Source organism: Halorubrum sp. FL23 (assembly GCF_052439115.2).
GTDB classification, from domain to species: Archaea; Halobacteriota; Halobacteria; order Halobacteriales; family Haloferacaceae; genus Halorubrum; species Halorubrum persicum.
Genome location: NZ_JBQVRO020000039.1, coordinates 1 through 7,135, shown reverse-complemented (window position 1 = coordinate 7,135; position 7,135 = coordinate 1). Strand labels below are relative to the sequence as shown.

General features: G+C 46.1%; 9 protein-coding genes. 2 read left to right on the top strand and 7 right to left on the bottom strand.

Annotation, left to right across the window (positions count from 1 at the left end):
• Window positions 1-33 precede the first annotated feature (33 nt).
• Window positions 34-1,215: a hypothetical protein gene (locus tag ACT4MF_RS18630; protein WP_444683792.1), complete on the bottom strand. Its 1,182-nt coding sequence runs from the start codon at window positions 1,213-1,215 to the stop codon at window positions 34-36.
• Between the two features lie 126 nt (window positions 1,216-1,341).
• Here ACT4MF_RS18630 and ACT4MF_RS18625 point away from each other — a divergent pair, with 126 nt between their 5' ends.
• Complete coding sequence (locus ACT4MF_RS18625) at window positions 1,342-2,058, top strand: N-glycosylase/DNA lyase (RefSeq protein WP_444683793.1); 717 nt, start codon at window positions 1,342-1,344, stop codon at window positions 2,056-2,058.
• Here ACT4MF_RS18625 and ACT4MF_RS18620 read toward each other — a convergent pair.
• A complete protein-coding gene (locus tag ACT4MF_RS18620; protein WP_444683794.1) occupies window positions 1,944-2,375 on the bottom strand; it encodes a DUF6884 domain-containing protein in 432 nt (143 codons plus the stop codon). The genes ACT4MF_RS18625 and ACT4MF_RS18620 overlap by 115 nt on opposite strands.
• Before the next feature lie 114 nt (window positions 2,376-2,489).
• Between ACT4MF_RS18620 and ACT4MF_RS18615 the strand changes: the two genes are divergently transcribed.
• Window positions 2,490-3,500, top strand: coding sequence for a ComEC/Rec2 family competence protein (locus tag ACT4MF_RS18615; protein ID WP_444683795.1), 1,011 nt, complete (start codon window positions 2,490-2,492; stop codon window positions 3,498-3,500).
• Between the two features lie 5 nt (window positions 3,501-3,505).
• Here ACT4MF_RS18615 and ACT4MF_RS18610 read toward each other — a convergent pair whose 3' ends face one another.
• From ACT4MF_RS18610 to ACT4MF_RS18590, 5 genes are all read right to left on the bottom strand, one after another.
• Window positions 3,506-4,075, bottom strand: coding sequence for a hypothetical protein (locus ACT4MF_RS18610; RefSeq protein WP_444683796.1), 570 nt, complete (start codon window positions 4,073-4,075; stop codon window positions 3,506-3,508).
• A gap of 120 nt (window positions 4,076-4,195) precedes the next feature.
• A complete protein-coding gene (locus tag ACT4MF_RS18605; protein WP_444683797.1) occupies window positions 4,196-5,074 on the bottom strand; it encodes a ComEC/Rec2 family competence protein in 879 nt (292 codons plus the stop codon).
• Between the two features lie 330 nt (window positions 5,075-5,404).
• Complete coding sequence (locus tag ACT4MF_RS18600; protein WP_444683798.1) at window positions 5,405-5,830, bottom strand: hypothetical protein; 426 nt, start codon at window positions 5,828-5,830, stop codon at window positions 5,405-5,407.
• A gap of 4 nt (window positions 5,831-5,834) precedes the next feature.
• Window positions 5,835-6,110 (bottom strand): ArsR family transcriptional regulator, encoded by a 276-nt coding sequence (locus tag ACT4MF_RS18595; RefSeq protein WP_444683799.1) that lies wholly within the window; start codon window positions 6,108-6,110, stop codon window positions 5,835-5,837.
• 421 nt (window positions 6,111-6,531) lie between these two features.
• On the bottom strand, window positions 6,532-6,990 hold the full coding sequence (locus ACT4MF_RS18590) for a hypothetical protein (protein ID WP_444683800.1): 459 nt from the start codon (window positions 6,988-6,990) through the stop codon (window positions 6,532-6,534).
• Window positions 6,991-7,135 lie beyond the last annotated feature (145 nt).

Below are 7,135 nucleotides of genomic sequence, written 5' to 3'. Positions count from 1 at the left end.
TTTCTCTGACAGGTAGTCCCAACGGTATTCAGATCAGGAGACGGCGCTGGCGTGAGGCGTTAAACTACAACGGATGGGCCGATCATAGATTGAGGGATCAGTCCGGAAGAGACCACCATTATACGCAGGTATGTAGAAATCGTTCTCCGGGATATTGTAATGCTTACTTCCTTTGTCAATCAGATTGAAGAGCCGATCCAGCTTATCCCATAGCTCGAATTCATAATCCCTATATTTTGGATTATCGTTGTCCAGTTCCTCACAGACTTCTACCTTTAACTGATTCAGGCTATAGTCTTGGCTGTATTTTCGGCTATCAACCGGGAGCAGAGTACGGCTCTCGCTTTCGGCATACAAGATAAATATCAGACGATAGAGATAGACAAGAGAAGAATCATGGATTAGCCCTATATCCTCGCTGTCCAAGTTGTTCTGATTATTATCTAGGAATCCCTGGGATAGGATTTTGAGTGACTGGTATATACGATCCTGTATGTCCTCTCCTAATTCCTTGGAGAAGAGAGCGCTTTGCTGATACACTCGATCGAGAAAGCACTCATCCTGGGAATCGGAAATGAAGGCCTGCCTCCGGAAGAGGAGATAGAACCTTTTGAAGGACTCCATATCATCTTCTTCCAGAATTGTCGGTAAGTCTACCTCAAAATACGATGTCAGTTTATGGCTTGTAGGTCCGTAGTAGAGACGCCATTTCCTCCCGTTTGTCACAATACCCCAATCTGGTGGGGTTTCTTGGAGGTAGTATGATATCTGGTAGTTTGGGTTCCCAAAATCTCGTTTGTCATTGCTCTCTACGTCTAGATTTCTGTCCCACCGTTTTGCATCAGCGATACCTACTGCATTTTTATAGACATCTCCACCACTTTCCTTCCGGTCAAGAGCCTTCTCACGAGCATCATCTGAAGCAAAAAAAGCGTAATCCGGCGTCCGACGGTTTCGCTGTACTGACTGTTGGACCTCCCAGAAATGATCTAAAGCAGCAAGTACAGGACGAATAAATTTGTCCTCAAGAGCCATCTCGTTTCGATTCGCTAGCTGAGGCATTTCCTCAGAATACCGTTGAGAAATTGTCTCGAACGACTCTTCTACTTCGCTCTCATCAATATTCTTCCATTCCTGAGTCTCCTCTAATCGATTTCGGATATAGTGATTGGAAAACAGATTATGGTTAGTCCAAGGCGAGAGGGCGGTCTGCATACTTTCCTATGCAAACTGAAGCCAGATGAACGTTTCTCTGGGAGGAAATCACGTACAGATATTGAATGGGGTTATCCTAACTGTTGGTGAAAGAGTAAGTTCATTAGAGCGAGATCCACGGCGTATATGAGTTCAGATGACCAATCTGTCGATGAATCCGACCCGCTCGAAGACCTATACGTCGACGCTAGTAATATTAATCAAGAACGAATTCGAGATGCACTTACCGACTTGATCGCTATCGATCGTGAGACTGGAAATCCTCGGTTCTATCAAGAATTCGATGAGATTGATACAAAAGGGAGACTCACTGCAGTACTTCTCTACCGCCGGGCACCTTCAGCTCTTAACGATCTTGATGACGATGAAGAAATCGGAGATGAAACTCACTGCGCTCTGTTAGGTATCTGCGCTGGCACAGCAGACTATCGACTCGCAGGCGATGCTCAACTCTTCTGGAACGAACTAGAACAAGTCTCTCTTGATCGCGGTCAACTCATCTCTACGAGAGACATCAAGGAGATCCTTGGTGAGTTCATGGAAGCCGACCTGAATTCTCAGCTCAATCAGCAGAAGAGAACTCGGCTCATCAAACTTTTCGACGAGGGGTTTGCTGATTGGTTCATCGAGACCTACGGCGAGGTTCAACCTCTGGACGTGTGGGAGGATTTGGCTGACGCTCTCGACAATCCAATGAAGCGCAAGACGATCGTCTTCGCGATGAAGGTCTACGATTCCAACTGTTCGTTATACCAAGCAAGCGTTTCTCCGAACTGGAGACTATCAGTCGGTGCCTCGATCTCAACCGGCGTATCTTCAAGAAGCGGGAGTAGTTCATCGTAGTAGTCTCGCCCTGCGTGGAAAACCAGTCTATTGCCGTCCACGAGTATTCCTCTGTCCTGTAGCTGGTTGTAGACCGTTTGTGACCACTCTCGTTTTCTACCAATCGCCGCGCCACTCAGTGTCTCGTCGTAAGGTTCGATATTCGGCCCATCAGGGTTGAGGAGGTGATGCTTGGCAGAAAGGATATACCACGAGTCGTGGTGAGACTTAACGTACTCTCGCGCTTTCCTGAAGAACGCGGATTCCATGTAGAGGTCTGCTGGCTTCGAGGACTGTTCGCGTTTGCTCTTGGTACAGCTTACGAGTCCGATTTCCATGGCTCGACGTGATAGTGCTGTGTATAATTCACTGTGTCTATCTGAACACTCTAGTCTTTGGTAATGAGAGCATTCATTTGACGTTTTATACTATTGCCTACACTGTACCAGAGTATGAGCAATAGAGGAAGCCAGCCATCATATGTGAAATATCTGGAGAAGGGGGTTGAATATATTCGAGACAACCCGGAAAAGGCTGCTATTGCAGGGTTAGCAGGCCTATTGTTACTCGGAGACTCAGAAGAGAAGTCTCAATACGATATTCAATTCGTCATCTGGGATGTCGAGCACGGCGATTCTATGTTCATCGATTCACCGGGGGAGAATATTGTTATAGACCTCGGGAGACACCAAAACGGGTTTTCCCCTACTGACTACCTTAAGCAGAGTGGTATAGACACCATTGATTGGCTCATAATCAGCCATCCTGATAAGGATCATATCCGTGACATAGTTGCCTTTGACGACAGATACGATATATCCCTCTATACTCGGCCTGATGGAGCAGCGAAATATATCCGACACCGCCAGGAGAGTGTCTATCCTAATGATGAGCTCTATCAGAATATAACTGGTAAGTTCCTAGAGTTTGAGGAGCGGCGGTTTAGTTACCATGAGCCACCGATAGATCGTGGTCAACTACGAGTCTACGAATTTTCACTTTCACCAAGTGAACTTGGTATGACTCCCGCACATGAACTCGATACAGACGAGAGAGGACCCTCATTGAACAATTTGAGCATCCTCCATGTGTTCGAGTATAATGGATTTAAGCTGGTTACTATGGGTGATTTAGAGGAAGACGGTATTGAATTGTTATTGGAACGCTCTGATGTGAGAAGAGCACTCCGAGGAACAAACGTACTTGTTGCTCCCCACCATGGGAGAGAGAGCAGTTATTCAACTAAATTGTTCGACACTATTTCGCCAGATCTAGTTGTAGTCTCGGATGCCGGTGGAACAGAGCATAGCGCAGTTCAAAAGTATAGTCACCAAGCATCTGGAAAGACCGCCGATAGACGAGACAGCGATTCAGTAGTGCGAAATGTGGTTACTACGCGAAAGGACGGAGCAATTTACTTTGGAGCCAACTCATCTGACGACTACCGGGTTACAATTGACTAGAGAGGCTAGCCATCCTGAGAGAGAACATTAGCATAGAAATCGAATATCATCATCTTCGCCATCTCCTTGTGGAATCTCACTCGTCTCCGATACATGATTCCAGCTAATATTAGTAAGATACCACCCAAGATTCCTAGCTCAATCGGGCTCCAAGTGCTCTGATAGACACCACAGACAGAGGCTATGAGTCCAACCCAGTGGAGAACGCCACCGACGACGAGTAAGAAATAGAGACTTCTAAACAAGGTATATAAGGTTTGGAAACGCCTCATCCGACCTATGTCATTATTCCATAGATAACTCTGAGTAGCGAAAAACAGCTCATATCCGCTAAGACCAGGGTCAAAGAACTCATCCAGTCCAGTCTTCACCTTATGAGTCACCGAACCACCATCTGTATCTACTTGGTTAAGTTTATGCTCGAAAGGATAGGGGAGCCCCGCGTTCTCAGCGTAGAAGGGTTCTCTTCTAATGAACCACTCATCAATAGGGCTTGCTACGGCTTGAGTAAGGTGGCCAAGGACGTAGCTGATAATCAGAATGATTGCCCCTTGTAGTACTCCAGCATCGCTCACCGTAGCGACCACGCTGTACTCCGATGGCAATAAAGAGAATAACAGGAAGAGAGCTATAGCACCAGGTACCACATCAACAAAGAAATCATAGAAAGTGAATCGGCTGGTAGCCATTGAGAGTCAGTCGATTATCGTCTTGTAGCTCCCGTCATCATCAATACCGAAGTAAAGCACTCCGTCATTCCGTGTAGTAATCGAGTAACGCGTTTTGTAGTTACCATCTCGCTTTTCAACTATCTTGCCAGAGGTTTGGTCACTGTACTGGCTGGATGCGCTACTATCAACGCCCGCTGCATCAGATATTGCTACGATATCCGGCGAGATCTCCTCAAACAACTCACTCGTGTAGCTGCTCTGTCTCCCATGATGAGGTGCGACAAGAATATCAGTCCCACTGATAGCCCTTCTTACATACGACTTCTCCAATAACTGCTCTATAGCTCCATCCTCCAAATCACCCATTGTGAGGAGTTTGAACCCATTATATTCCATTACGGTAAGGAAGCTCAGGTTATTCAGATTCACGTCTTCATCGTCATCTAGTTCGTCAGCAGGTTTGATTCCGAGATCATCTGGATGAAGGTTGTAACTGTTAAATTTCAAGCCAGCATTTCTATCGGAATCAGACGGAGAAACCGGTACATCCCCACTCCAGCTGTCAATCTCTAAGTATGCTTCTGAAATCTCCTGATAGCTTTCTTTATTCGGGTATAGATTCTCCTTACGGTGCTCTATATACGGACGGGCCTTCTTTGGACGTCGAAACGTGAATCCAGAGTACTCGTCCAGAAAGTTGGGAATATCCTTAATATGGTCTTCATCAGGGTGACTAATCAAGAGAAACCCAACATCAGAGACACCATGACTCTGCATTTGCTCAGTAGGTGAAAATCCATTACTATGCTGACCTAAATCAACGACAACATTCTCTTCAGGACCTTTGATAAGAATTGCATCGCCTCGTTCTACATTCCAAATGTATACTTGGACATCAGTCATTCTTCATCATTTCAGATTCGTTCACCGTAGTCCTAAAAGGTAGGCTAATCGAAGTGAAAGTAGTTGTAGAGCGTTCAATACAGGATGATACTCTCTATACAGGTATTTTAGTCTGATAACCCGCCGTCTTCGCAATAGATAGCGTGTATTGAGTAATTTCCAAAAGTAGGTATACTAACTCTTCTATAGCAGCTTGACCCTCGTACTAAACTCTCGTTCGATGAACGACTACTCATCGCAAACTAAACAGGCCACGCTACTACTTTTACCAAGATGATGCTACCGGACTCATCGATGGTGTCGAGGTCTCGTAGGTCGTAGATTCACTTCCTATTCTTTTTGAATCATTCTGTCTACCTTCATCGAGGAGACATTACCATTTGTTTTGTGAATTTCTATGACTCTATCCGAGAGTACAACCTTCTGTGCGCCAGGATACCTTTCTGACAAATTATTAGCGGCACGGATTTCTTCATCTGTCGGTGAGTCAACTTTGACCTCGACGTTCTGAGATGGATCGACTCCAGAGGACCCTTGGTTACTATTGTCGTTCTTGGATTCCTCGTTCAATTGTATTTCCGCAGTCCTATTCAGTGGGTCACTATCTGATTCGAGAAACAGAGTCTGTCTCCGGTCAACTATTTCAAGACGTCTCTCAATTAGACCTTTTTTGCCTGTTACTACCTCGCTAAGAGTCTCTCTTCGAGTTCTGAGACCTTCCTGAACGAAGTCGACCAGTGGTGGATTGCTAGACATCATTCTATAGGAGTTCGATCATTTCCTTGCCCTTCTCTGAGGCACGGTAGAGCTTGTAGTTGGTCTTCGTCTCGGTGAGATCTTCGACGAGCCCGTGTTTCTCAAGCCATTTCATCTGACGACGGATCCACTCTGTGGAGACGCCAAGCTCATCCGCTATTTCACCATTCATTTTGGGTTGTTCGTGGAGTGTCTTCAGCACCTGTGTTCGGCGCTTGCTGGCCTTGACCGAACTTAGCAAGTCCCAATCTGTATTCTCGGAAACCGTTTTTTCGGACATTTTAACCCTCCTCTCGCCCGTTCTCTGTGTGGTGACTTGATATATCCAGGGTCTAGTACCGTGTGACACATAGCGTGTGGCCATATGGCTCAGTGAATGGTCCTGTGACACGTTTATGTCGTCGATGGGTGTTCCCCTATATTGATCTGACCACACATCCTCATACCGCGTGTGGGCGTTTCTAGCCCCACTTAGGATTGAATAGGGCCTGTACCCGTTTCGGTCGGCATACCCCCTCCCCCGTGTGGTCAAAAAATGGGACATCAAGTGCTAACCAGCTCATAGGAGAGCCACTCCCTGCTAACCCGAACTCGGTAAGTGGTAGTAGAAGCCTCTCTATGACGATTTCACGGAAAGCATAGTAGTGGGACAGTCGGGGATGCTGCTGAGATGTAGAGTATGAGGCCTCCCCTATTTTCAACTATCTGTTCTGAACACGTTGCTCAATGCGTTCTATCGCTTCCTCAGACGCTCCCCCATCAATAATGAGAGTAACTGAGCCATCCAGCATTGTGGCTGACCTTTCAATACGAATAGCCTCCTGATACGCTTCCTCATATGTCTCAAATTGTTGGAATAATTTGAATATATTGTTTTTTGTACACGCCGTATAACCGTTATTGAGAAGTGAGACTACTTCTTGTTCGAAATCATCGATTTTGCCTCTTCTTTCATCTAATTGCTCTTCTACGAATTCAAGACTCTCTGAAGGGTAAGAGTCAATGTCAGTATTAGGGAACAGTGGTGTGGCGGATGGCGCGGCTAACTTAGCGAAGACACGCATAGGTCCAGAATCCTGTGCGATCTCAACAACATCTGTACAGTCAAGATCTTCCTGTGAGTGATCACTAGAATAGACGGTTAGATTTATCTCAACCATTTCTAGTAGTGACTGTGCCTCTAGATGGGCTATTACCGCTAGCAACCGGCTCAAATATGACTCCACCAATCATCCGTTGTAGTTTAGCGGCGCGTCGGGGCGGTGTTTATGCAGATTGTTGAGCAAGACGGTGTTGAGTCGAATC